This is a genomic window from Amycolatopsis sp. NPDC051106 (genome assembly GCF_040682775.1).
In the GTDB taxonomy this organism is placed as follows: domain Bacteria; phylum Actinomycetota; class Actinomycetes; order Mycobacteriales; family Pseudonocardiaceae; genus Amycolatopsis.
This window is the reverse complement of sequence record NZ_JBFBBQ010000123.1, coordinates 1-23,507: the sequence shown is the minus strand read 5'-3', so window position 1 is coordinate 23,507 and position 23,507 is coordinate 1. Positions and strand designations below refer to the sequence as shown.

The 23,507-nt window shown below is 71.5% G+C and carries 21 protein-coding genes; 10 read left to right on the top strand and 11 right to left on the bottom strand.

The window, feature by feature from the left end:
- Positions 1-120: 120 nt before the first annotated feature.
- Positions 121-1,032: a helix-turn-helix transcriptional regulator gene (locus AB0M83_RS44425; RefSeq protein WP_364527387.1), complete on the bottom strand. Its 912-nt coding sequence runs from the start codon at positions 1,030-1,032 to the stop codon at positions 121-123.
- 138 nt (positions 1,033-1,170) lie between these two features.
- On the opposite strand from AB0M83_RS44425, the gene AB0M83_RS44420 reads away from it, so the two are divergent.
- From AB0M83_RS44420 to AB0M83_RS44410, 3 genes are all read left to right on the top strand, one after another.
- A complete protein-coding gene (locus AB0M83_RS44420; RefSeq protein WP_364527384.1) occupies positions 1,171-2,076 on the top strand; it encodes an MBL fold metallo-hydrolase in 906 nt (301 codons plus the stop codon).
- Between the two features lie 34 nt (positions 2,077-2,110).
- Positions 2,111-3,550: a carboxylesterase family protein gene (locus AB0M83_RS44415; protein WP_364527381.1), complete on the top strand. Its 1,440-nt coding sequence runs from the start codon at positions 2,111-2,113 to the stop codon at positions 3,548-3,550.
- A gap of 72 nt (positions 3,551-3,622) precedes the next feature.
- Positions 3,623-4,630 (top strand): LacI family DNA-binding transcriptional regulator, encoded by a 1,008-nt coding sequence (locus AB0M83_RS44410; protein ID WP_364527378.1) that lies wholly within the window; start codon positions 3,623-3,625, stop codon positions 4,628-4,630.
- Between the two features lie 30 nt (positions 4,631-4,660).
- Here the strand turns inward: AB0M83_RS44410 and AB0M83_RS44405 are convergent, their stop codons facing one another.
- Both AB0M83_RS44405 and AB0M83_RS44400 read right to left on the bottom strand, forming a co-directional pair.
- Positions 4,661-5,479 carry an enoyl-CoA hydratase/isomerase family protein gene (locus AB0M83_RS44405; RefSeq protein ID WP_364527375.1) on the bottom strand — a complete coding sequence of 273 codons (819 nt, stop codon included), beginning with the start codon at positions 5,477-5,479 and terminating at the stop codon, positions 4,661-4,663.
- Positions 5,466-6,644: a CaiB/BaiF CoA-transferase family protein gene (locus AB0M83_RS44400; protein WP_364527372.1), complete on the bottom strand. Its 1,179-nt coding sequence runs from the start codon at positions 6,642-6,644 to the stop codon at positions 5,466-5,468. Before AB0M83_RS44400 ends, AB0M83_RS44405 begins: the two co-directional genes overlap by 14 nt.
- Before the next feature lie 252 nt (positions 6,645-6,896).
- On the opposite strand from AB0M83_RS44400, the gene AB0M83_RS44395 reads away from it, so the two are divergent.
- Complete coding sequence (locus AB0M83_RS44395; protein WP_364527369.1) at positions 6,897-8,255, top strand: MFS transporter; 1,359 nt, start codon at positions 6,897-6,899, stop codon at positions 8,253-8,255.
- A gap of 129 nt (positions 8,256-8,384) precedes the next feature.
- Here the strand turns inward: AB0M83_RS44395 and AB0M83_RS44390 are convergent, their stop codons facing one another.
- From AB0M83_RS44390 to AB0M83_RS44375, 4 genes are read right to left on the bottom strand one after another with little or no spacing between them, the layout of a single operon-like run.
- Positions 8,385-9,317, bottom strand: coding sequence for an MBL fold metallo-hydrolase (locus tag AB0M83_RS44390; RefSeq protein WP_364527366.1), 933 nt, complete (start codon positions 9,315-9,317; stop codon positions 8,385-8,387).
- The gene (locus tag AB0M83_RS44385; RefSeq protein ID WP_364527363.1) at positions 9,314-10,117 is read right to left on the bottom strand and encodes a cyclase family protein; all 804 of its coding nucleotides are present in this window, start codon (positions 10,115-10,117) and stop codon (positions 9,314-9,316) included. Before AB0M83_RS44385 ends, AB0M83_RS44390 begins: the two co-directional genes overlap by 4 nt.
- The gene (locus tag AB0M83_RS44380; RefSeq protein WP_364527360.1) at positions 10,092-11,438 is read right to left on the bottom strand and encodes an MFS transporter; all 1,347 of its coding nucleotides are present in this window, start codon (positions 11,436-11,438) and stop codon (positions 10,092-10,094) included. Before AB0M83_RS44380 ends, AB0M83_RS44385 begins: the two co-directional genes overlap by 26 nt.
- Entirely contained in the window at positions 11,435-12,661 is a 1,227-nt protein-coding gene (locus AB0M83_RS44375; protein WP_364527357.1) for a M20 family metallopeptidase, read from the bottom strand. Before AB0M83_RS44375 ends, AB0M83_RS44380 begins: the two co-directional genes overlap by 4 nt.
- Before the next feature lie 95 nt (positions 12,662-12,756).
- On the opposite strand from AB0M83_RS44375, the gene AB0M83_RS44370 reads away from it, so the two are divergent.
- Positions 12,757-13,779, top strand: coding sequence for an Lrp/AsnC family transcriptional regulator (locus AB0M83_RS44370; protein ID WP_364527355.1), 1,023 nt, complete (start codon positions 12,757-12,759; stop codon positions 13,777-13,779).
- A gap of 82 nt (positions 13,780-13,861) precedes the next feature.
- Here AB0M83_RS44370 and AB0M83_RS44365 read toward each other — a convergent pair whose 3' ends face one another.
- Genes AB0M83_RS44365 through AB0M83_RS44350 form a run of 4 tightly spaced genes read right to left on the bottom strand, consistent with a single transcriptional unit; the run spans position 13,862 to position 18,603 of the window.
- Positions 13,862-14,116 (bottom strand): FAD-dependent monooxygenase, encoded by a 255-nt coding sequence (locus AB0M83_RS44365; protein ID WP_364527390.1) that lies wholly within the window; start codon positions 14,114-14,116, stop codon positions 13,862-13,864.
- On the bottom strand, positions 14,113-15,510 hold the full coding sequence (locus AB0M83_RS44360; protein ID WP_364527352.1) for an MFS transporter: 1,398 nt from the start codon (positions 15,508-15,510) through the stop codon (positions 14,113-14,115). Before AB0M83_RS44360 ends, AB0M83_RS44365 begins: the two co-directional genes overlap by 4 nt.
- A 46-nt stretch (positions 15,511-15,556) precedes the next feature.
- Positions 15,557-17,809, bottom strand: a complete 2,253-nt coding sequence (locus tag AB0M83_RS44355) for an FtsX-like permease family protein (protein ID WP_364527349.1) — start codon at positions 17,807-17,809, stop codon at positions 15,557-15,559.
- Positions 17,809-18,603 carry an ABC transporter ATP-binding protein gene (locus AB0M83_RS44350; RefSeq protein ID WP_364527346.1) on the bottom strand — a complete coding sequence of 265 codons (795 nt, stop codon included), beginning with the start codon at positions 18,601-18,603 and terminating at the stop codon, positions 17,809-17,811. The genes AB0M83_RS44355 and AB0M83_RS44350 overlap by 1 nt, the downstream gene beginning before the upstream one ends.
- Before the next feature lie 176 nt (positions 18,604-18,779).
- Here AB0M83_RS44350 and AB0M83_RS44345 point away from each other — a divergent pair, with 176 nt between their 5' ends.
- From AB0M83_RS44345 to AB0M83_RS44325, 5 genes are all read left to right on the top strand, one after another.
- Positions 18,780-19,673, top strand: coding sequence for a LysR family transcriptional regulator (locus tag AB0M83_RS44345; protein ID WP_364527343.1), 894 nt, complete (start codon positions 18,780-18,782; stop codon positions 19,671-19,673).
- Positions 19,674-19,757: 84 nt separating this feature from the next.
- Positions 19,758-20,357 (top strand): carboxymuconolactone decarboxylase family protein, encoded by a 600-nt coding sequence (locus tag AB0M83_RS44340; RefSeq protein WP_364527340.1) that lies wholly within the window; start codon positions 19,758-19,760, stop codon positions 20,355-20,357.
- Between the two features lie 34 nt (positions 20,358-20,391).
- Entirely contained in the window at positions 20,392-21,396 is a 1,005-nt protein-coding gene (locus AB0M83_RS44335) for a hypothetical protein (protein WP_364527337.1), read from the top strand.
- A gap of 26 nt (positions 21,397-21,422) precedes the next feature.
- The gene (locus tag AB0M83_RS44330; RefSeq protein ID WP_364527334.1) at positions 21,423-22,652 is read left to right on the top strand and encodes a sensor histidine kinase; all 1,230 of its coding nucleotides are present in this window, start codon (positions 21,423-21,425) and stop codon (positions 22,650-22,652) included.
- On the top strand, positions 22,652-23,356 hold the full coding sequence (locus AB0M83_RS44325; RefSeq protein ID WP_364527331.1) for a response regulator transcription factor: 705 nt from the start codon (positions 22,652-22,654) through the stop codon (positions 23,354-23,356). Before AB0M83_RS44330 ends, AB0M83_RS44325 begins: the two co-directional genes overlap by 1 nt.
- Positions 23,357-23,507 lie beyond the last annotated feature (151 nt).

Genomic DNA, 23,507 nt, shown 5'->3' with positions numbered 1-23,507 from the left:
CTTGGTTGCGCTCAACGCACCGAAGGCCGCCTTGGGTGCGTCTGACGCACCCAAGGCCACCTTGGGGCGCACCGCCGGGCCTCTGTCAACGATCCTCCGACGCGCGACACCAGGAGGTGGTCACCGGGCGGCGGTGGAGCGGTCCGGCCGGGCCGGTCCACCGCTGCGCTCGGCCGGCTCCACCGCGCTCGCCTGCCGCAGCAGGGTCAGTGCCGCCTCCGACGGTGACCCGGCGGGCGTCGTGCACACCACGACGGACTGCCCCGGCGAACGCGCGAGGACGAGGGTCTGCTGCGTGACCGTCACCGTGCCGACCACCGGATGACGCAGCTCGTAGGTGGCCGCGTCGCACGGCGTCACCCGGTGGTCACCCCACAACGCCACGAACTCCGGGCTCTTCATCGTCAGCTCGCCGATCAGCTCGGCGAGCTGACGGTCCTCCGGATGACGGCCGACGGCGACCCTCAGATTGCCCACGACCGCGCGCGCCTTGCGCCGCCAGTCCCCGTAGAGCTCCCGGCAGTGCGGGTCCAGGAACAGCATGCGGCTCATGTTCGGCCGGTGCGCGGCGTCCTCCGGGCTCAGCGGGTCCACGTGGCCGGCGAGCAGGGCGTGCCCGAGGGCGTTCCACGCCAGCACGTCCGTGCGCCGGCCGAGGACGAGCGCGGGGACGCCGTCGAAGGAGCGCATCAGGTCCCGCGTCTCGTCGGCGAGCTTCTCGGGCCGGGGCCTTCGCGCCCGCGGTACGCGGCGGGCCGCCCCGGCGAGGCGTTCCAGGTGGTCCCGCTCGTGGTCGTCGAGCAGCAGGGCGCCGGCGATCGCCTCGAGCACCTCCGCCGACGCGCCACGGGACAGGCCCTGTTCGAGCCGGGTGTAGTAGGACACGCTGACCCCGGCCAGCTGCGCCAGCTCCTCCCGGCGCAGCCCAGCCACCCGCCGGCGCGGCCCGAGGTCGCGCAGACCCACGTCTTCCGGGCGCAGCCTGGCGCGCCGTGCTTGCAGGAAATCGCCGAGCGGGCCTGGTCCGTCCATCTCTCCACTATCCACGCCCGCGGCGCCGCCCAGCCAGACCCTCCGGGGGATAGGACAACGCGGGGCTGGTTGGCGCGCGCGAACACGATCAGGCTCGATCCGGTCAGGGCGGCTGCCCGCGACTCACGAGGAGTGATCATGGATCAGATCAAGCTGGGCGACGTGACCGTCACCCGGGTCAAGGAGTACTACGGCTCGGTCGAGATGGGCCCCGCGGACTTCTTCCCCGAAAGCCCCGACGACGCCTGGGACGAGCACCAGAGCTGGCTGGCCCCGGACTTCCTGGACACCGGCGCCGGCGAATGCGTCTCGGCCATCCAGACCTGGCTGCTGCGCAGCGAAGGCCGCACCATCCTCGTCGACACCGGGGTCGGCAACCACAAGGACCGCCCCTACGCGCCCGTCTGGAACCGGCTGGACACGAACTTCCTGGACAACCTCGCCGCCGCCGGCGTCCGGCCCGAAGACGTCGACATCGTCATCAACACCCACCTGCACATCGACCACGTGGGCTGGAACACCTACCTCGACGGCCGGACCTGGGTGCCGACCTTCCCGAACGCCAAGTACCTGATGACGCGGCAGGACTTCGATTTCTGGAACCCGGCCAACAACCACCAGCCGCGGCTGGGCCGCGGCAACCAGAACGTCTTCGAGGACAGCGTCGCCCCGGTGCACGCGGCCGGGCTGACCCACCTGTGGGACGGCTCGTACCGGATCGACCGGAACCTCCGGCTGGATCTCGCGCCCGGCCACACCCCCGGGTCGTCCGTGCTGACCCTGGAGTCCGGCGGCGACCGCGCGCTGTTCGTCGGCGATCTGGTGCACAACCCGCTGCAGGTCGTGGAGCCGGAGACGAACTCCTGCTTCTGCGAGGACCCGGCCGGCGCCCGGGCGACCCGCCACAAGCTCCTCGGCCGCGCGGCCGAGGACAACGCGCTGGTCTTCCCGGCTCACCTCGGTGGCCACGGCGGTGCCGTGGTCGAGCGGGCCGGGTCGAAGTTCGCCATCAAGGAGTGGGCGGGCTTCTCCCGCATCGCGTGAATCCGGCACCAGCCCGAGAGAGGAAGCGTTTCCCGTGTCCCAGCAGGCAGATCCGATCGTCGAGACCCCGGCGGGCGCCGTGCGCGGTGTTCGTGACCGCTTCGGCGAGCGCTACCGCGCCATCCCGTATGCGGCGGCCCCCACGAGCGCCGGCCGATTCGCGCCGCCGCTGTCCCACCCGGGCTGGTCCGGTGTCCGGGACGCCACCGCGCCTTCGCCGACCGCGCCGCAGCCGGCCCGGGACTTCGGACGGCTCGACATGACCCCCTACTTCGGCCCGGGCTGGGTGCGCGGCGAGGAGTACCTGACCGTCGACGTCCGGACTCCCGGCACCGGCGGCGGGAAGCGGCCGGTCATGGTCTTCGTGCACGGCGGCGGGTTCGTCACCGGCTCCACCCGCGCCGCGCTCTACGACGGCCGGGCGTTCGCCCGCGACGGCGTGGTGCTGGTGACGGTGAACTACCGCGTCGGCATCCCCGGCTTCCTCGACCTGGCGGGTGCTCCCGCCAACCGCGGGCTGCTCGACGTCCTCGCCGCGCTCGGCTGGGTGCGGGACACGATCGCCGAGTTCGGTGGCGATCCCGGGAACGTCACGCTGTTCGGCCAGTCCGCGGGCGCCACCCTCATCGGAGCCCTGCTGGCGACGCCGGAGGCCAAGGGGCTGTTCCGGCGCGCGATCGTCCAGAGCGGCAGCGGTACCGGCGCCTTCACCCCCGAGCAGGCGCGCCGGGTCACGGCCGTGGCCGCGCGGGCGCTGGGCGTGCCGCCCACCGCGGAGGCCTTCGCCGGGATCCCGGACGAGCGGTTCCTCGAGATCCTGCCGGAGCTCGCGGGGATCGACCTGCGGACCGCGACGGCCACGGACCCGCTCGTCGAGCTGAGCCCGTTCTCCCTGGTCCTGCCGGTGCAGCCGGCCGACGCCCTGGCGGAGGGGCCGGCGGGAGAGGTCGACCTGCTCATCGGCACCAACACCGAGGAGGGCCACCTCTACCTGGTGCCGCAAGGCAAGCTGGAGTCCACAACGGACGACGATGTGCTCGCTCTGGCGGCACAGGTCCACGCGGACCCCGCCGCCGTCGTCGCGGCCCATCGGGCGGCCCGGCCGGGGGCGACCCCGGGCGAGCTGCGCTCCGCGGTGCTGGGCGAAGCCCTCTTCGGGGCCGGCACCGCGCGGCTGACCGAGGCCCACGCCCGGCTGTCCGGTGGCCGCACCCACGCCTACTCGTTCGGCTACCGTTCGACGGCTTTGGGCGGGCGGCTGGGCGCCACCCACACGGTCGAGCTGCCCTTCGTCTTCGACATCGCCGACGAACCGTGGCTGCACGGCGACGCCGGCCTGCTCGGTCCCGACCCGGCGCCCGCCGGGCTCGCGGCCCGCGTGCACGGCGCCTGGGTCGCCTTCGCGACCCACGGCGACCCGGGTTGGGCAGCGTACGACCCGCGGCGGCCGCAGGTGGAAGCCCTGGGTGGCTGAAGGATCCCCTCGGGTCGGGCGCAATCGATTGCCGAGGTCCGGGCAATCGATTGCGCCGGTAGACTGACCGCCATGGCCACGCTCCAGGACGTCGCCGACGCGGCCGGGGTTTCCCGCTCCGTGGCGTCGCGAGTGCTCACCGGCGACACGCGAGCCCGGGTCAGCGAGGCCACCCGCACCCGGGTCCGCGACGCCGCCGAAGCTCTGCAGTACGTGCCGAGCCACCGGGCCCGGGCTTTGCGCTTCCGGCGTTCCGGCGCCGTCGGCCTGATCGTCCCGGACGTCACCAACGCCGTCTTCGCGGACATGCTGGGGGGCGTGCAGGACCGGGCCCGGGAAGCCGGCATGTCGGTGCTGCTCGGCCAGGTCGACCCGCCGCCGTCCGGACACGGGCGCCTGCGCGAGCTGGTCGCGGCCGGCCGGGTCGACGGCGTGCTGCTGCAACGTCGCGAGGACCTCGACGACGCCGCCCTCGCCCAGGTGCTCGGCGACGACGTCCCCGTCGTGCTGATCAACTCCCGGCTGCCGGGCCGGGCCGGCTCGGTGGTCCTCGACGACGTCGCCGGCGCCCGGCTGGCGACCCGCCACCTGGTCGAGCTCGGCCACGAGCGCATCGGCCACCTCGCCGGCGTACCGCACCACGACACCGCGGTCCGCCGCCACCAGGGCTACCTCGAGACGATGGCCGAAGCGGGGCTGACGGTCGCGCCGGAGTGGGTGGTGCGGGCGGGCTGGGAGGCGGCCGCCGGGGCGGCGGCCGTTCCGCTGATCCTGAGCGCGCCACGGCGGCCGACCGCCCTCGTCGTGTCCAGTGTGAACGCGGCGGTCGGCGCGGTTTCCGCGCTGGGCCGGGCCGGCGTCCGGGTACCCGAGGACATGTCCGTCGTGACCGTGCTGGACACCTGGGTCGCCCAGGCCTGGAACCCGGCACTGACCACGGTGCGGCTGCCGCTGCGGGAACTCGGCCGCACGGCGTGCGGCGTGCTGATCGAGCACCTCGGCGGCACACCGCTGCGTGATCTCGTGGTGGCCGACCCGGCGCCGCGGCTGGTGCTGCGGGAGTCGACCCGCGCACTCTGACCCCGCCGGTGGCCGCTTCGCCCGCCGCGATCAGCGTCCGGTGAACCGCGGAGTGCGCTTCTCGACGAACGCCGTGATGCCCTCGCGGCCGTCGGCGGAGGCGAACAGCTCCCCCAGCGCCTCGCGTTCGCGGCGGAAGCCCGGGCCGGCGGATCCTTCGGGTCCACCGTGGACGGCCGCGACGACCGTGTCCCGGATCGCGGCCACGGCCAGCGGCGCCCGCGCGGCGAGCAGGTCCGCGACCGCCAGCGCCCGCGGGACCAGCTCCTCCCCTTCGCACAGGTGGGTCACGATGCCCACCGCCTCGGCGGCCACGGCGTCCAGGCGATCGCCGGACATCGTGAGCCAGCGGGCCCGGGTGGGGCCGACGTGCCAGGTCAGCCGCTGGGTACCACCCCAGCCCGGCAGCAGCCCCAGGGTGACCTCGGGCAAGCCGAACGCGGCGCCACGCTCGGCGACCACCACATCGCACGCCAGCACGAGCTCGAACCCCCCGCCGAGGGCCAGGCCCCGCACCGCCGCCACCACAGGCACGCGGCACCGCGCGATCCGGTCGCACAGAGCGTTGCAGCGCTCGGTGAAGGCGGCGAACTCGCCATGGTCCGCGCCCGCGTAGAAGGCGATGTCCGCGCCCGCGGCGAAGGCCTTGCCGGCACCGGTGAGCACCGCCGCCCGCACGGTCCCGTCGGCCTCGATCCCGTCGAGCGCGACGGTCAGCGCGTCGACGGTGGCGTGGTCGATCGCGTTGTACTTCGCCGGCCGGTTCAGGGTGAGGACCGCGACGGCGCCGCGGCGCTCGACGAGCACGGGGCCGGCACTCCGGTCGACGCCGGCCTCAGGACTGGGCACCGAACGCACCTCCCGCGACCAAGGCGTCGACCGCGGCCGGGCTGTAGCCGAGCTCCCCGAGCACCTCCCGGGTGTGCTCCCCCAGTGCCGGCGGCACCCGGCGCAGCCCCGGGCGCTCCCCGCCGTAGCGGATCGGGTGGGCCGGCACCCGGACGTCGCCGGCCTCCGGGTGCGGGATGGTCAGGATCGTCTCGTTGTGCCGGACCTGCGGATCGGTGGCGACGTCGTCGAAGTCGTGGACCGGCGCGTGCCAAACCCGGAACTCGGTGAACCGCTCGATCCAGTACGCCGTCGGGTGCTCGGCGAGCAGTACGGCGACCCGCTCGTTGACCTCCTCGCGGCGGGCGTACTCGTCGGCGGGGGCGACGCCGCTGAACCACGGGTCGTCGAGCACCTTCGCCAGCACGTCCGTGCCCGTGAGAGAGATCGTCAGGTGCCCGTCAGCCGTGGCGAAGACGCCATACGGCGCCTTGTAGAACCGCGACGAGACGCCGGAGGGGCTGCGCTCGCCGCGAAACCCGTTGAGGTGGTAGGAAAGGGGCTCGACCTGCAGATCCAAAGCCGCGCTGAGCAGGTTGCTCTCCACCCGGGTGCCTTCGCCGGTGCGCGCCCGGCCGTGCAACGCGGCCAGGATCCCGAGCGCCCCGAGCGCCGCACCGTGCGCGTCGACCACGGAGGCACCGACCGGGGTGGGCGGCCGGCCCTCCGCACCGGTCGCCGCGGCGAGGCCGGACAGCGACTGGACGAGGACGTCCTGCCCCGGCCGGTCCTTGTAGGGGCCGTCGGACCCGTAGCCGGAGAGCGAGCAGTAGACCAGCCGGGGGTTGGTGGCCCGCAGCTCCTCGTAGCCGAGCCCGAGGCGGTCCATCACGCCCGGCCGGAAGCTTTCGATCAGGACGTCGGCGCCGTCCAGGAGCCGGCGCAGCACTCGGCGGCCCTCGTCGGACTTGAGGTCGACGACCATGCTGCGCGCGTTGCGGTTCGCGAGCAGGAAGAACACCGAGACGCCGCCGACGAACGCGTCGGGGCCCGACCAGCCACGCTCGAAGGCGCCTTGCGGCGGCTCGATCTTGATCACGTCCGCACCGAGGTCCCCGAGGATCTGGGTGGCGGAGGGGCCCTGCAGGAAGTGCGTGAAGCTCACGACTCTGGTTCCGGAAAGCATGTGTCGTCCCTGTCTGTACGTGCGATGTTCCACCGGCGGCGGAGGGCGCCTGCGAGCGCCGGGTCCGGTCCGTTCCTGGTCTCGGGAACGAGTGAGTGCTCCGGGGACGCTACGTCCGCAGCGGTTCGCCGGTCAAGATGCGCAACCGATTGTTCTACTGTGAGCAATCGGTTGCGCACGACGGCTCCGGTGTGCTTCGATCCGCCGGGAACGAGCCTCCCCGACAGGCCATCGACAAAGGAGTCGTCCACGATGCAGAGCACCGAAACCGCGGTCACACCCCCGTTGACCGGGCCGCGCAAAGTCGTGGCCGCGTCCATGGCCGGGACCGTCGCCGAGTGGTACGAGTTCCTGTTGTATTCCGCGTCGTCGGCCCTGGTCTTCGGCACCGTCTTCTTCCCGGGCAACGGGAATCCGCTCGACGGTGTCATCAACGCCCTGCTGGTCTACGCGGTCGGCTTCGTCGCCCGCCCGCTCGGCGGGATCGTCTTCGGGCACTTCGGCGACCGGGTCGGCCGGAAGAAGCTCCTCCAGCTCAGCCTGCTGCTGGTCGGTGCCGCCACCTTCCTGATCGGCTGCGTGCCCAGCTACTCGAGCATCGGCTTCTGGGCGCCGACGATCCTGGTGCTGCTGCGCTTCGTGCAAGGCTTCGCGGTGGGCGGCGAATGGGGCGGCGCGGTCCTGCTCGTCGGCGAGCACAGCCCGGACGCCCGGCGCGCCTACTGGTCGAGCTGGCCCCAAGCCGGCCTGCCGCTCGGCAACCTGCTCGCCACGATCGTCCTGCTGGCCTTGTCGTTCTTCCTCACCGAGAGCGCGTTCACCGCATGGGGCTGGCGAACGGCGTTCTGGGCGTCGGCGATCATCGTGCTGGTCGGCTACTACATCCGGACCCAGGTGGAGGAAGCACCGATCTTCCTCGACTCGCTGAAGCGGGCGAAGGAGCGGGAGCCGGAGCGCTCGTCCGTCATCGAGGTCCTGAAGCACTTCCCGCGCGGCGTGCTGATCTCGATGGGGGCACGCGTCGCCGAGAACATCCTCTACCAGGTCGTGGTGACCTTCTCGATCACCTACCTGGCGTTGCGCGTGGGCAGCAGCACCACCGACATCCTGCTGCTCCTGGTGGTCGCCCACGTCGTGCACCTGGCGATCGTGCCGTGGTTCGGGCACCTCGCGGACCGGTTCGGCCGCCGCCCGGTCTACCTCACCGGCTCGGTCCTGATGATCGGCTGGGGCTTCGCGGGATTCCCGCTGATGGACACCGGGAATCCGGGACTGATCGTGCTGGCGCTGGTCCTCGGCGTGGTCGTGCACGGCCTGATGTACGCGCCCCAGCCGGCGATGATGGCCGAGCTGTTCCCGACGCGGATGCGCTACGCCGGCGTCTCCCTCGCCTACCAGACAACGTCGATCTTCGCCGGGTCCCTCGCCCCGTTCATCACCGCCAGCCTGCTCAAGGCCTACGGTTCCGCGATCCCGATCGCGGTCTACCTGGCCGGTGCCGCGGTGATTTCGACAGGAGCGGTGCTGGCCGCGAAAGAGACCCGGGGCATCTCCCTGTCCGCGCTGGACGATCCGGAGGTGCAAGCCTGCGCTACGCGGCCGGGCCGGTGAGCAGTGCGCCCCAAGGTGGCCTTGGTTGCGTCTGACGCACCGAAGGCCGCCTTGGTTGCGTCTGACGCACCGAAGGCCGCCTTGGGGCCCATTTCCGGACCGCTGTCAACGGACCTCGGACGCGCGAAACTAGCCCGCCATGAGAGGAGGTTCGAAGGCGGCCCAGGTGTGCAGCTCATAGCCCTCCCCCGATTTGCGCACCTCGGCCGCACCCCGCCCGGGGAAATGCGCCGGCACGACCAGCGCACCGGTTTCGGCGGCCTCGCCGAGCAACCGGACGCGGGTCGCGCGCGCTTCGGCCTGGTTCTCGCAGAAGCAGCTGTTGGCCGCCGGCTCCGCCACCTGGACCGGGCTGTGCAGGAGGTCTCCGACGAAGAACGCCCGGTCCGTGCCGGACCTCAGCTTGAGCACCGACGATCCGGGCGTGTGCCCGGGTGCCGGCGCCAGCGTCAGGTTCCCGTCGATCCGGTAGCTGTTCTCCCACAACGTCGCGAGCCCCTGCTCGAGGATCGGTGCGACGCTGTCGGCGAAGACGAGGTGGCTGCCCCGGCGGCGCAGGCGGTCGGCGTCGGTGTGCACCGGAGGACGGCGGTGTTCGTTCCCGGGGTCGAAGTAGTCGCGGTCGACGCGGGGAATGAGGTAGCGGGCGTTGGGGAACGTCGGCGCCCACTCCCCGTTGTCCAGCCGGGTGTTCCAGCCGACGTGGTCGTAGTGGACGTGGGTGTTCACCACCAGGTCGACGTCCTCGGGCTCGACACCGGCCCGGCGGAGGTTCTCCAGGAACGGCGTCCGGAGGTGGTCGAACTGCGGGATCTGCGGACGTTCACGGTCGTTCCCCGCACCGGTGTCGACGACGATGGTGCGCCCTTCGCTGCGCAACACCCAGCTCTGGATCGCACAGTGGTACGCGTCGTTGTCCGGGTCGCGGAACTCCGGGGCCAGTGCCGCGCGGCCTTCCGGGGTGCTGTCGGGAACGAAGTCGCTCACCGTCTTGATCGACCCGCTCCACTCCACCACCCGGGTGACTGTCACGTCGCCCAGCTGGATCGTGTCGCCGCTCATGCGCCGACCACCGCCAGCGGGCGGATCGGCGCTCCGGTGGCACCCACCACGTTGAGCGGTGCGCCGATGAAGAGGAATTCCGCGGTGCCGGCGGACGCCAGCGTCTCGGACAGGGTTTCCAAAGCCATCACCTCGATCAGATTGATGCCGTTGTCGTGCAGGAGAAGCCGGTGCACCGGCAGCGGAGCGGATCCCGGGCCGGGTGGGCGGTGTTCCAGGGCGATGGTGTCGGCACCGACGGCGGCGACCCCGTGTCCGGCAAGCCATTCCGCGGCACCGAGATCGATGCCGGGCACCCCGGAATCGTCACCGACGTAGGACCGCGGGTCGTGCCAAAGCTGCGCCCACCCCGTCCGGATCAGCGCGACATCACCGGGCTTCGGCTCGGGTCCGGCCTCGAGGTCCGCCACCCCCACGGCCGTGCCCGGGTCCAGCCGCGTGACTTTCCGGCTGCGTGGCACGTCGTACAGCACCCCGCGGCAGACGAGGGGACGCACCTGGTCGATGCCGTGGCTGCGATAGCGGCCCGCGTGCATCGCTTCCGCGACCGGAACTCCGCCGTGGAGCTTGCCGTCCACGGCCACGTGGCTCAGCGCGTCCAGATGGGTACCGACGTGCCCGCCCAGCACCATGATCTCGTGCGAACCGGTGAATCCGTCCGGATAGGAGTGATCGCCGTGCCGGTGGCGCAGTGCGAACTCGAACGGTGGGTGGGTGGGCGATGCGGGCATCCCGACCTCGAACGGGTGCGCGAGGTCGACGACCGTGACGCCGTCAGCCAGCATTTCGAGCGGTGTCATGATCTTCAGCTTTCCTCATCCGTTGGGGAGCCGCCTCGTGAAGGGTGGCCAGGTCGGTCCCTCGTCCTTCGCGGAGCGTCAGCACGGTCGCGGCCGACACCAGCAGGAGCAGGACGACGTAACCGGTGAAGAACGCCGGCCCGAACGCCTCGCCGACCCACGTCTGCAGGTAGGGCGCTGTTCCCCCGAAAGCGGCCACCGCCACCGAGTACGGCACGGCCAGCCCGGCTGTGCGAATGCGCGTCGGGAACAGCTCCGCGTAGGCCGCCGGCAGGATCGAAACCCCGGCTCCGATGAAGACCATCGCGATCGACATGGCGATGCCCAGCTGGACGGCATCCCCCAGATCGAGCGCCTGCAGCGGAAACAACGTCGCGGCGGTACCCAGGTGGCTGATCAGCATCACGGGCCGCCGCCCGATCCGGTCCGAGAGCGCACCCCAGAACGGCAGCACCGCGATGAGCACGAGGCTGGACAACACCCCCGTCAGCAGGGCGGAACTCGAGTCGAGGTGCCGGGTCGTGATGGCATAAGCGGGTGCTGCGATGACCCAGGCGTAGTAGACGACGGTCGGTCCGACCGACATGCCGACCACCTGCAGCGCCGCGCGGCGGTGGCGGACCAGGTCGGGCCAGAACGGCTGCTTCCGTCCCGCTTCCCGCTCCTTGACGAAAGCTTCGGACTCGGCGAGCGAGCGCCGGACCCACAACGCGATCACCCCCAGCACGCCGCCGACGACGAACGGGATCCGCCAGCCGTAACCGAGCATCTCTTCGCGCGTCAACGTCAGCGACAGCACCAGTCCGAGCAGCACGCCGACCGAGTTGCCGCCGACGCTCGCGATGTAGATGAGGCTCGACCAGAGACCCCGGCGATGGGTGGGAGCCTGTTCCGTCAGGTACGTCTGGGCCGAGGGGAGTTCGCCGCCCGCCGCCAGTCCTTGGAGCACCCGGCAAGCCAGCAGAATCAGCGAAGCTCCTACGCCGGCGGTGGCGTAGGTGGGAGCGAAGCCGATGAGCAGGCTCGCGGCGGCCATGCCGCCGACCGTGAGACTCATCATCGGACGCCGGCCGACCCGGTCGGACAGCCTGCCCACGAGCAGGCCGCCGAGCGGTCGCGCCACGAAACCCGCCGCGAAGACCGCGAGTCCGGCCAGCAGCGCCGATCCCGCCGTGCCGCCGGGGAAGAACTGCCCGGCGAAGAAGGGAACGAAGATCGTGTAGATGCCCCAGTCGTACCACTCGATCGCGTGGCCGAGGCTGATGCCGAGCATGGTGCGGCCGACGCGCCGGCGGGCACCTTCGGGCGGGTTCGTGGTCATCGTGGACGCTCCGGAATCTCGGTGGACACCGCGGTGTGGGGTCGGCGCAACGCAAGCTCGGCGAGGAGGGCCGCCCCGAGGGGAAGCACCGCTTCGTCGAAGATCGCCCGTCCGCTGTGGTTGAACGGTGCCGTGTCCGGATCGGCGCCACCGGGTAACGCTCCCAGTGCGATGAACGCGCCGGGCACCTCACCCAGGACCCGCGAGAAGTCCTCCGATCCGGTGAACGGATGCTCGAGCCGGCTCAGCCGGCTCCCCCCGAAGACCTCGGAGATCGTCCGCCCGGCGAACGCGGCCTCGCCGGGATCGTTGACCGTAGCCGGACGCTCACGGTCGAATCGGACGTCGACGTCGAGCCCGTGCGCCGCGGCGATGCCCTCGACCAGCCGCCGAGCTTCGGCGCCGACCCGGACCGCGGTCGCGTCGGAGAACGTGCGCACCGTCGCCTCGAACCGGGCCGTCGGCGGGATGACATTGCGCCGCGTCCCCGCCTCGACGACACCGACCGTGAGGACGACCGGGTCGAACACGTCCACCCGGCGGGTCACCAAGGCCTGCAACGCCGTGATCATCTCGGCGGTGGCCGGCACCGGATCCCGGGCCAGGTGTGGCGTGGAGGCATGGCCGCCGCGGCCCGACACGGTGACGTCGAGACCCGAGGAGGAGGCCAGCACCACGCCCGGCCGGAGGTGAAAACCCTGCGGCAGGGTCGAGAAGACGTGCAGGGCGTAAGCGGCGCCGACGCGCTCCCCCGCGGCGTCGAGGACACCCTCCTCGAGCATCGCCCTGGCGCCTTCCCAGCCCTCCTCCCCCGGCTGGAACATCAGGACGACGTCGTTCGCCAGCTCCGCCCGGCGAGTGGCCAGCAGGCGGGCCGCGCCCACCAGCATGGCGGTGTGCAGGTCGTGCCCGCACGCGTGGGCGGCGCCCGGCACGGTGGAGGCGAACTCGAGCCCGGTCTCCTCCTGGACCGGCACCGCGTCCAAGTCCCCTCGCAGCAGGACCGGGCGCCGGCCGGACGCGGCACCGCTCGCGCGCAGCACAGCCGTGACGGACGTCGTCGCCCCGCCCGTCGAGATCTCCAGCGGCAGGCCGTCGAGGGCGTCCAGCACCGCTTCCTGCGTGCGCGGCAGGTGCAGACCGAGCTCCGGCCGGGAGTGCAGCACCCGCCGAAGCCGGATGACCTCGTCGCGCATGGCGTGCGCGTCGTCGAGCACAGTCATTTCGTCCTCCGAGCGTCCGAGAGGAGCGAGTATGCGATCTGGCGAGATACGATGACTTGATTTGGCTAGATTCGTGCACGAGGGAGACTGTTTCGATGATTTCCGTGCATCCGGGACTCGAGGAGAAGGAGCTGCGGCTGCTCCACGGCCTCCAGGTCGCTCCCCGGATCCCGTGGGCCGAGGCCGCACGCATCCTGGGCACGACCGCGGCCGGCGAAGCGGCCAGGTGGGCCAAGCTGCGGGAGCGCGGACTCGCGTGGATCACGGCCCACCCGGGCGGCAGCTACCGGCGGGTCACGCTCGCCCTGGTCGAGGTGGACTGCCTGCCGGGCGCCCGGCGGGCCGTCGTCGACGCCGCGTGCGCGGACCCGCGTGCCGTCACCGTCGAAGAGTCGACGCGCGGACGGGACCTGCTGCTCACCGTCATCACCGAGGACCTCGCCGCGCTCACCCGGTACGTGCTCGACGATCTCGAGACGCTGCCCGGAGTGGCCCGCCAGCGGACCTTCGTCGCCACGGCGGTGCACCGGCACGGCAGCCACTGGCGCCTCGATGCGCTCAGCCCGGTGGAAGAGTCCGCTTTCCAGGCCGCCGCCCGCGAACCGGCTCGGGTCCCGGCGCCGCCGCCACGGGACGCGTGGCCGCTGATCGAGGCGCTCGCCACCGACGGACGCAGCACGGCGGCGGACCTGGCTCGCTTGACGGGCCGGAACCCCGCCACGGTGCGCCGTCAGCTCGGCCGGCTGCTCGCCTCGGACCTGCTGTCGTTCCGCTGCGAACTTGCTTCGGAGGTCTCGAGCTGGACGGTGAGCAGCACCTGGACGGCGCACGTCGAGCCGACCGACCACCGCAGGACCGTGCAAGCGCTCGCCACCTTGCCGGAGCTGCGGATGTGCGTTTCGACGACCGGCGACGCCAACCTGGCGATGACCTTCTGGACGCGCTCGCCGCACGACATGCTCCGCATCGAGCGAAAGCTCGGCGAGCACCTGCCGTGGCTCCGGCTCCGGGACAGCGCGATCAACCTCCGCACGCCGAAACGCATGGGCTGGCTGCTGGACGGCGCCGGCCGCGCGACCGGAACGGTGATCCCGCCGACGGCGCTCGCGGCGTACTGAGCCCCATGCCAGGCCCGGACCAGGCGCGGCAGCGGCGCCAGGTGAGCGGGCTCCGAAAGCCCTCGTCGCGAGCCGGCCTCGATCAGCCGGCTGCGGGCTTCAGGGGCAGCGTGCCGTCTTCATAGGCGGCGAGCCCGGCGGCGTGGTCCCGGCCGGCCAAGGAACCGGCGAGCATGTAGGCGCCGACGAGCGCGAGGCAGGAGCCCTGTCCGGTGAGAAACGACGGCGCGTACGCGGCGTCGCCCGCCAGCGCGACCCTGCCGCGGCGATGGAGTCGTTGAACAGAACTCCGCGTCGTCGCGGATCGCCACCGGACCAGGTGAGCGGTGCGAGTCATGCCTTGACTCCCTTGTGCATGGTGCGGGTGACGAGCAGGGCCAGCGCCGGGACAGCGCCGGCGATGACGAATCCGGTGAGGTACGACGATTCGGCCGCGACGTCCGATCCGGACGGCGTCCCGGCGGCGAGGAGCACGCCACCGAACATCCCGCCCGAGGCCATGCCGAGTACGCGGGTCACCAGGATCAGGCTGGTGGCGACGCCGGTCTCGGTCGGCGCGGCGGAGGTGGCGATGCCGGTCGTCATCGCGGTGACGACCAGGCCGTTGGCCAGTGCGACCAGTGCCTTGCCGACGACGAGGTGCCACGCCTCGGTGTGCACGACCGCCATGGCGATCAGGGCCAGGGTCATGATGACGACCCCGGCGGTGGCCACGGAACGTGGGCCGGAACGCCGCTCCCAGTTCCCGCCCAGCGGTCCGGCCAGCGTCGCGACCACGGTGCTGGGCACCAGGAAGAGGCCGATCTCGGTGGCACCGGCCCCGAAGCCGTAGCCGTCACCGGACGCGCTCCACAGCTGTGTGACGAGGAAGATCGCCATCGAGGCGCCGACGCAGACCATGAACGTCAGCACACTCGACTTCCACATCATGGGCCGGGCCAGCAGGCGCAGATCGATCAGCGGCGAGGCCGCGCGCCGCTCGACGGCGATCCAGCCGGCCACGAGTGCGGCCAGAAGCACGACCAGTCCACAAAGGACGAGCGGTTGCGAAGCGAGGTCGAGCGCGAAGGTGATCGTGAGCATGAGCGTGATCAGCACCCCGCTCAGCAGGACCAGCCCGGGCCAGTCGACCCCGGCGTCGTCCGACCGGTCCGCCGAATCCCTTGGCACCAAACGGTTCACGAGCAGGGTGGCCACGATGACGGCCAACGTCGGCAGCGCGAACATCCAGTGCCGGGACAGCTGTTCCGCCACGGGCCCGGCCAGCAGCATGCCCAGCATCCCGCCGCCCACGAACAGGCCGCTGACCACCCCGATGGCCACCTTCGACCGTCCCGCGGGCAGGTGCTTGCGCACGACGATGAACGACAGGGGCAGCGCGCCGACCATCGCGCCCTGCAGGACCTGGCCGGCCAGCAGGACGGGCAGGCCCGGCGCGAGCGCGGACACCATGCCGCCGACGCACACCACGATCATCAGCCGGATCAGGACGCGTTTTCCGCCGTAGCGGTCGCCGAACCTGCCCGCCAACGGCGTCACGAGCGCGCCGGTGATCGGGAGCAGGATGCTGAGCAGTGCCCCGCCGGTGGGCCCCATGTCCAGTTCGCGTTGCAGGAGCGGGACCGTCGGCTGCACCACCGACTCCAGGGCACCGCTGGCGAGGGCCAGCATGCCGAGCGCCCCGACCGCGGCCTTCCCGGCCCGCACCGGAGGAGCCAGGGTTGTGGTCATGGGAATCCTTTCTCTGACAGGAAAGTGAGTGCGGAATCTGCCGGAGCTATTCGACGGCGAGCGCCGCCTCGGCCGGTCGGCCACGCGTCGCGCGCCAGACGGGCAGGAGCGTGGCTCCGAGCGTCAGCAGGACGGTCAGCGCGGCCGTCGACACGTAGACCCACGGGGACCCGGCGGGCAGCACCGACCCGAGGCGCTTGAGGCTGACCGGTACCAGGATCCCGAGCACGGCCACGGTGCCCAGCGCGATGCCGCCGAAGGCGAGGATCGCTCCCTCCAGGACGGCCATCCGCAGCACCTGGCCGCGGGTCGAGCCCGCGAGCCGCTGCAGCCCGAACTCCCGCCGCCTCGCCGTCATGCTCGACACCAGCGTGTTGATCACCGTGATCGCCGCGTACCCCGCGATCATGACCACCATGAGGTAGATCGCGAAGTCGGCGGTCGTCTTCTGCTCGTCGAACTCCTTGAGCAGGACGTCGCGGCCGGTCACCGTCAGGCCGTCCTCGGCGGAGGTCACCTCGGTCAGGTCCGCCGTCAATTGCCCCGGGTCGGTGCCCTCGCCGGCTTTGACCAGGATTCGCGTCGCGTGCGCCTGGGTGGTGTGCGCGGCCAGGGTGTCGGCGGGAAGCAGCAGGGTGTCGTAGCCGTCCGGGGCGGAGAACAACGCCGCCACCCGCACGTCGAGGGTCGTGTTGTCGCCCATCCGCAGCGTGATGGTGCCGCCGACGCCGACACCCAGGCTCTGAGCGTGCTGGTTCCCGATCGCGATCGTGTCGTCGCGCAGGTCGGCGAGCCGGCCCGCGGTGACCTGGACCGGGGTGGTGGCGCCGGCGCCCTGGGCGGTGACGCCCTGGAGGGTCCAGCCCTCGTTCGCCGGCGAGCGGTCAGCCGGCTTCTCGACGAAGCCGACGCTGGTGACGTACTCCGAGGCGCCGTCGACGTGCGGCAGGTCGTTGATCCGGTCGACCAGGCCCGGGTCGAAACGGTCCTGAGTGGTCACCACGGCGTCGGCGACCAGGTTGCCGGCGAAGCTCTGCCGGTCGGCCTCGTCATTGGTCGTCTGCAGGTACAGCATGCCGGTCGACACCGCGGTCAGCAGGATGACCGGCCCGAGCACGGCCGCCGTCCGGCCGCCGTGGCCCCGTGCGTTGAGCACGGCGAGCTGGCCGGTCACGCCACCCAGCGCGCGCACGGGCCACTGCACGGCGAAGGTCGTGACCTTCGTCAGCACGGGTGCGAGCACGGCGAACCCGATGGCGAGCAGGATCACCGCGGGCGCGGCGGTGGCCGGCGTGAGCGGCCCGCTCACCACGGCGATGGTCACGATGGTCAGGGCGACGCCACCGGCCAGCGAAAGCACCGCCGGCAGCACGCGCCCGCGGCCGATCGGCCCGTCCTCGGCCGAGACCTCCGCGAGCGCCTGGGCCGGCTTGACGCGCGACGCCCTCCGGCCGGCACTCAGTGCACCGGCCAGGGCCGCGAGGATCGCCATGGCCATGGCGGCCACCGTCGGGATCCAGCCTTGCCGGAACGCCAGGCCGGCCGCGGCGATCCCGCGCTCGGTCAGCCGGTCGAACACGAACTCGCCCAGGAACCGGCCTGGGAAGTAAGCCAGTGCGGTGGCGACGACGGCCAGCAGCAGCGTCTCCCGGGAGATCAGCCGGCGCAGGTGCCGGGGTGTCGCTCCCACGGCCCGCAGCAGCGCCAGATCCCGCCGGCGCTGGGCGACCGAAAGGCCGAGCATGGAAGCGACGCCGAAGATGGACACCAGGATCGCGAAAGCGGTGAAGACGCCGGCCAGTGCCATCACGGTGACGCCACTCGCCTTCGCGTCGCGCAGTTCGGCCTGTCCCCGCTCGTCACCGACCAGGGTGACGGTTCCGCCGGCCAGCTTGGTGTCGATCCGCTCCCGGAGCTCGCCGACAGCCACTCCCGGCTCGGCATGCACACCGATCGCGTCGACGGTCCCCGGCGGCGGGGCTCCCTCGAAGACGAAGCTCTCGGTCTCCCGCACCCCGGGCAGCGCCGCGATCGTGTCCGCCAGCCCCGCGTCGATGCGGACCCGCTCGGGCAGGATCGGCGGTTCGTCGGGGTCGCCGCCGGCGTCGTGGTACTCCTGGTCGCCGGTGACGACCACGTCGGCCGAGGCCAGCCGCTGCGGCGGCACAGCCGTGCGGATGCCGGTCTCGATCAGGCCGCCGCAGGCCATCATGATGGCCGCCGCGAAGAACACGGCGAGAAAGGCCGCCACGAACAGGCCCGCGCGGAACCGCAGGGTGCGCAGTGCGAGCTGCAGCATCAGCGCTGCCCTCCGCGGTTCGCCACCGGCTGCGGGCGGGGACCTTCGCCGGCGAAGGCGCCCAGCCGGGTCATCCGGTCGGCCACGGACTCGGCGGTCGGCGAGTGCAGCTCACCGGCCAGCCGCCCGTCGGCGAGGAACAGGACACGATCGGCGTAGGACGCCGCGACCGGATCGTGGGTCACCATCACGATCGTCTGACCGGCCGCCCGCGAGGAGTGCCGCAGCAGGCCGAGAATGTCCCGCGCCGTCCTGGTGTCCAGGGCGCCGGTCGGCTCGTCGGCGAAGATGACGGCGGGGTCGCTGATCAACGCCCGGGCGATGGCGACCCGTTGCTGCTGCCCGCCGGACAGCTCCGCCGGACGGTGGTTGCTCCGCTGCGCGAGGCCGACCTGGTCGAGGATCCGCGCCACCCGGCCGGAGTCCGGTTTGCGGCCGGCGAGCCGCAGCGGCAACGTCACGTTCTGCCGCACGGTCAGCACCGGAAGCAGGTTGAACGCCTGGAAGACGAACCCGATCCGGTCCCGCCGCAGCTTGGTCAACTCGGTCTCGCTCAGCTCGCTGAGCTCGTGCTCCTCGAGCAGCACCGAACCGGAAGTCGGCTGGTCGAGCCCGGCCGCGCACTGCAGCAGGGTGCTCTTGCCGGAACCCGACGGTCCCATGATCGCGGTGAACGTTCCCCGGCCGAACCGCGTCGTCACGTCCTCCAGCGCCACCACCTGGTTGTCGCGCCTCCCATAGAGCTTGCGAACGGCCGTCAGCCGAATCGCGTCGGTGCTGTCTCGGGGGTTCATCGAACTTCTTCCTGCCGCTGTGCCGTCCGAGCCGGTGCCGGACGATTCCGCCACCCACCCTCCTCGCGCACCGCGGTGCCCCACATCGTTTGCCGGGACCGTCTTCGCCTGGTGCGCGCGGACCGGTCCGGCCCCGTTTCTGGTGCGCACGCACTACACGATGCGATGATCGACTCGTGGAGTTGCGTCAGCTGGAGTGCTTCGTCGCCGTCGTGGAGGAGTCCGGCTTCACCCGCGCCGCGGCCCGGTTGCACGTCGTCCAGTCCGCCGTGTCCGCGACGATCGCGTCCCTGGAACGGGAACTGGGAGCCGCCTTGCTGGTGCGCACCGGCCGGCAGATCACGCTGACCGATGCCGGCCGGCAACTGCTGCCGAAGGCGCGGGCGACACTGGACGCCGCCCGCGCCGCCCGGGACACGGTGCACGAGGTCATCGGTGGCATCCGCGGTACCTTGCGCGTCGGCACCATGAGTTCGTTGGGAATGATCGATCTGCCCGCCGTGCTGGGCCAGTTCCACCGTGAGTACCCCGAGGTCTCCGTCCAGCTGGCGATCGTGGGCACCGGATCCGCGGGACTCGTGACCGAGCTGACGGAGGGCCGGCTCGACCTGGCGTTCATTTCCCTTCCCGGCCGGCGACCGGTCGGTGTGCGCGTGCGGGATCTCACGTCCGTCCCGTTGGATCTGGTCGTCCGGCGGGATCACGCGCTCGCGGCACGAAGGGACGTGGCGATCTCGGAACTGGCCGGCGAGTCCTTTGTCGACTTTCCGCTCGGCTACGGCAACCGCGCGGTGACCGATCAGGCGTTCGCCGCCGCCGGGCTCGACCGCCACGTCGCGATCGAGATCGCCGACATCACCGCCGGCACCGGCTTCGTCCGCCACGGCCTCGGTGTCGCCCTGCTCCCGCGCGTGGTCCTGGTGCCCGACGAGGAGCTGGCCGTGGTGCGGGTCACCGGCGCCGACCTGGACTGGCCCATCTCACTGGCCACGGCGGCCGGCCGTGCTCCGGGAGCCGCTGCCCAAGCGTTCGAACGTGTCGCGCGGCGGTACCTGGACGCGAGCAGCTGAACCTGCCCATCCATCTGCCGGAGCGATCCGCGCCATCGAAATGCGTCGTTGGACACGGCGAGATCGCCGCGACACAGTATTCCTGTGACGAAAACCAGTGATGCGCTCGGTGGGCGCCTGCCCTTGATCGACCCGTCGGCACTGACTCCGGCGCAGCAAAAACTGTTCGATTCGGTGCGGGCGAACCAATTGCCGTGGGCGAATGACTCGGGATTCGAAATCAGCACCGGGGACGGCCGGTTGATCGGCCCGTTCAACACCTTCCTGCGCCACCCGGAGATCGCCCTGCCGTTCCTCGAATTCGCGGCCGCGGAGTCGGGGCACACGTCACTGACCGAACGCGTGCGCGAGGTCGTCATCGTCGCCGTCGGTGCCGTGTGGGGAGCCGGTGCCCGGTACGAGCTGTACGCGCACAGGATCATCGCCGCACAGCTGGGCCTCTCGCCGGACGTCATCCATGCCCTCGCAAAGGGCGAAGTGCCCGGCGAACTGGGTGACGAAGAGAAGCTCGCGATCCGTGTCACGCGGCAACTGCTGATCGAACACCGGCTCGACGACGATCTGTACCGCGCTGCCGAAGAGGCTTTCGGCCAGCGGGGCCTGTATGACATCGGCGCGGTCATGGGTCAGTACCAGACGGTGTGCACGGTGCTGACCATGTTCCAGGTGCCCGCTCCCGAATAACCGCGATTCCGCGAACACTATCAAGGACAACCGAATGACAATCGACACCAAGCCGACGCTGACGACCGTCGCGACTTTCCCGGAGCACTACTTCCTGGAAAACCTCGCGGTCCGAGCGGACGGTTCGATGCTGGTGACCGCGCTCAACCGAAGGGAACTCTGGTGGGTGCCCGCGCCGGCCGAGGACGCGACCATCGGCGCCGTGCTGGTGGACCGGCTCGACGGCCTGCCCATGAGCATCGTCGAGGCCGAGCCCGACGTGTTCTACGTCTCGTCCATGGGCCCGGCCGCCCTGGACCGCTACGACCTGCGTGGCTGGAGCCCGGGCGCGCCGGTGAACCGGACCCGGACGTTGTCCTTCCCCTCGCAGGCGGCGGGGCTGAACGGCAGTGCCCTGCTGGCTCCGGGCGTCATCCTGATCGCGGACTGCGCGGCCGGCCTGATCTGGCGGGTCGACCTGACCGAAGACGGCCTCGCCGGGAAGGCCAGTGTCTGGCTGAAGCACGACACCATGGCACCGGGGAAGGACGCGGACAAGGCCGTCCACCTGACACAGACGTTCTCCATCCCCTACCCGGGGGTCAACGGGGTCCGTGTCTCCGAGGGGTCCGGCTACGTGTACTACACCGGCTCGTGGGAGCAGGTTTTCGTCCGCGTGGCCGTCGACCCGGAGACCCACCGGCCGGCCGGCGAGCCGGAGGTGGTGACGAAGGGCATTCACGCGGTCGACGACTTCTGCCTGGACGAGAACGCCGGCGTCGCGTACATCACGACCCACATCGACAACACCCTGTGGCGCGTCCCCCTCGATCCGGTGGCCGCGGCGACGGAAAGCGAAATGATCATCGGTGAGCCGATCGACCACCGGTTCCTCGGACCGTCCAGTGCCGCATGGGGCCGTCAGGATGGTGACCACGGCCGCGTCGCCTACTTCACGACCGATGGCGGACACACCCCGCCGAACCCGGCCGGCGTCATCAAGCCCGCCGCGGTCGTGCGCGTCGATTTCCGGCGCTTCTCGAGCAACCATCTAGGCTGAACATGTGCTGCGGTTGACGGACATCGATGACTAACCGGCTTAGTCCACATTCGACACCCGCCGGGTCGTGGTGGCGCGAGGGAGCGGTCGTCGCGGTGGCGTTCGCGCTCTGCCTGCTCGGGGGCGCGCTGCGGGTCGACGACACCGTGACACCGCCGCCGCTGACGGCGTACCTCCTCGCCGCAGTCTCGTCGGGGTTGCTCCCGGGGCGGCTGCGCGCGCCGGTCGCCATCGTGATCGCCACCACCCTGTGCGGTGTCCTCGTCGCGCCGTTGGGCCTGCTGTCGACCCCGCTCACTTTGGCCCCCACCGCCATCAGCGCCTACTCGCTCGCCGTCCGCACCGAGCGGCCGGTGACGCCCGCGGTCCTGCTCCCGGCGGCCGCGCTGCTGGTCGCCGTCCCCCCGTTCTTCGAAACGGAGTTCTCGTGGGCGGACACCAGCAGGCTGGCGACCGTGGCCGCGACACCGCTCGTGGCCGCGGTGTTCGGTCGCTCGACGCGGCACCGGCGGGCCTACCTGACGATCATGGAGGAGCGGGCGCGGCGGGCCGAGGAAAGCCGGGACGAGGAGGGCCGCCGGAGGGTGGCCGGAGAACGGCTGCGCATCGCCCGCGAGCTGCACGACCTGGTGGCCCACCGGATCACCCTGGCCAACGCGCAGGCCACCGTCGCCGCTCACCTGTTCGCGACCCACCCGGAGCAGGCCCGCACGAGCCTGGACGAACTGGTCGGGACCACCCGCCACGCCCTCGACGAACTGCGGGCCACGGTCGGCCTGCTGCGCCAGCCTGAAGACACCGCCGCACTCACCGAGCCGGCGCCTGGGCTGTCGCAGGTTCCCGAGCTGCTGAGCACCTTCCACCGCGCGGGTCTGGCGGTGTCGATGCACGAGGACGGCACGGCCAGACCGCTACCGCCGGCGGTGGACCTCACCGCCTACCGCGTCATCCAGGAGGCCCTGACCAACGTGACCAAGCACGCCGCCACCGGGAGCGCCGAGGTGCGCCTGGTCTGGAACCGCGACCACGTGACCATCACGGTCACCGACGACGGCGGGGGCGCCCGCAAGCCTCAGGAGCGCCCGCCCGGTTACGGCCTGATCGGAATGCGTGAGCGGTCCGCCGCGGTCGGTGGAAGCCTCAGCGCGAACGTGCGTCCGCAAGGGGGTTTCGTCGTCTCCGCCCACCTGCCTCTTCCCGCCGCCGCCAACCCGGCGCGGAGAACCGGCGGAGCGACCGATGGCGAGGGCCGATGATGCACGCCACACCAGACACCGGCGAAGCGACCAGGGAACCGCTCCGGGTTCTGCTCGCCGACGATCAGGCGTTGCTGCGCGGTGCTTTCCGCACTCTCCTCGACAGCGCCGACGACATCACCGTGGTCGGCGAGGCGGGCGACGGCAGGGAGGCGGTCGCCCTCACCCGCCAGTTGCGCCCGGACGTGGTGATCACCGACATCCGGATGCCCGGCACCGACGGCCTCGCCGCCACCGCGGAGATCTGCGCCGATCCGGATCTGCGTGCCACCCGCGTCCTGATCCTCACCACCTACGAGACCGACGAGTACATCGCCCAGGCCCTGCGCGCCGGGGCCAGCGGCTTCATCGGCAAGGGGATCGAGGCGCACGGCCTGCTCGACGCCGTGCGCACGATCGCCAACGGCGACACCCTTCTGTCCCCGGCGGCGACCCGCTCCCTGGTGGCCCGTTTCCTCGCCACGCCGGCCGACACCCCGCCACGCGATCCCGGACGACTCGCCGCACTCACCCCGCGCGAACGCGAGATGGTCGCTCTCGTCGCGACCGGCCTGTCCAATGTGGAGATCGCCGATCGAATGTACCTGAGCCCCTTCACCGTTCGCGCCCACGTGCAGCGCGCCATGTCCAAACTGGACGCACGCGACCGCGCACAGCTCGTCGTCATCGCCTACCAGACCGGTCTGGTGGCCGGAACAGAGTGAGCGTTCTCTTGAGGGAAAGGGCAAGGTAGCGGAGCCGGCCGCCCGATGCGCCCCAATGAGGTTTTCTCAGTAGCGTCCGTGGTGTTCATGGTGGGTGAGTACGAGGCTGGCCTGGGTGATGGCACCGATGCGTCGAGGGCAGAGCGTGATG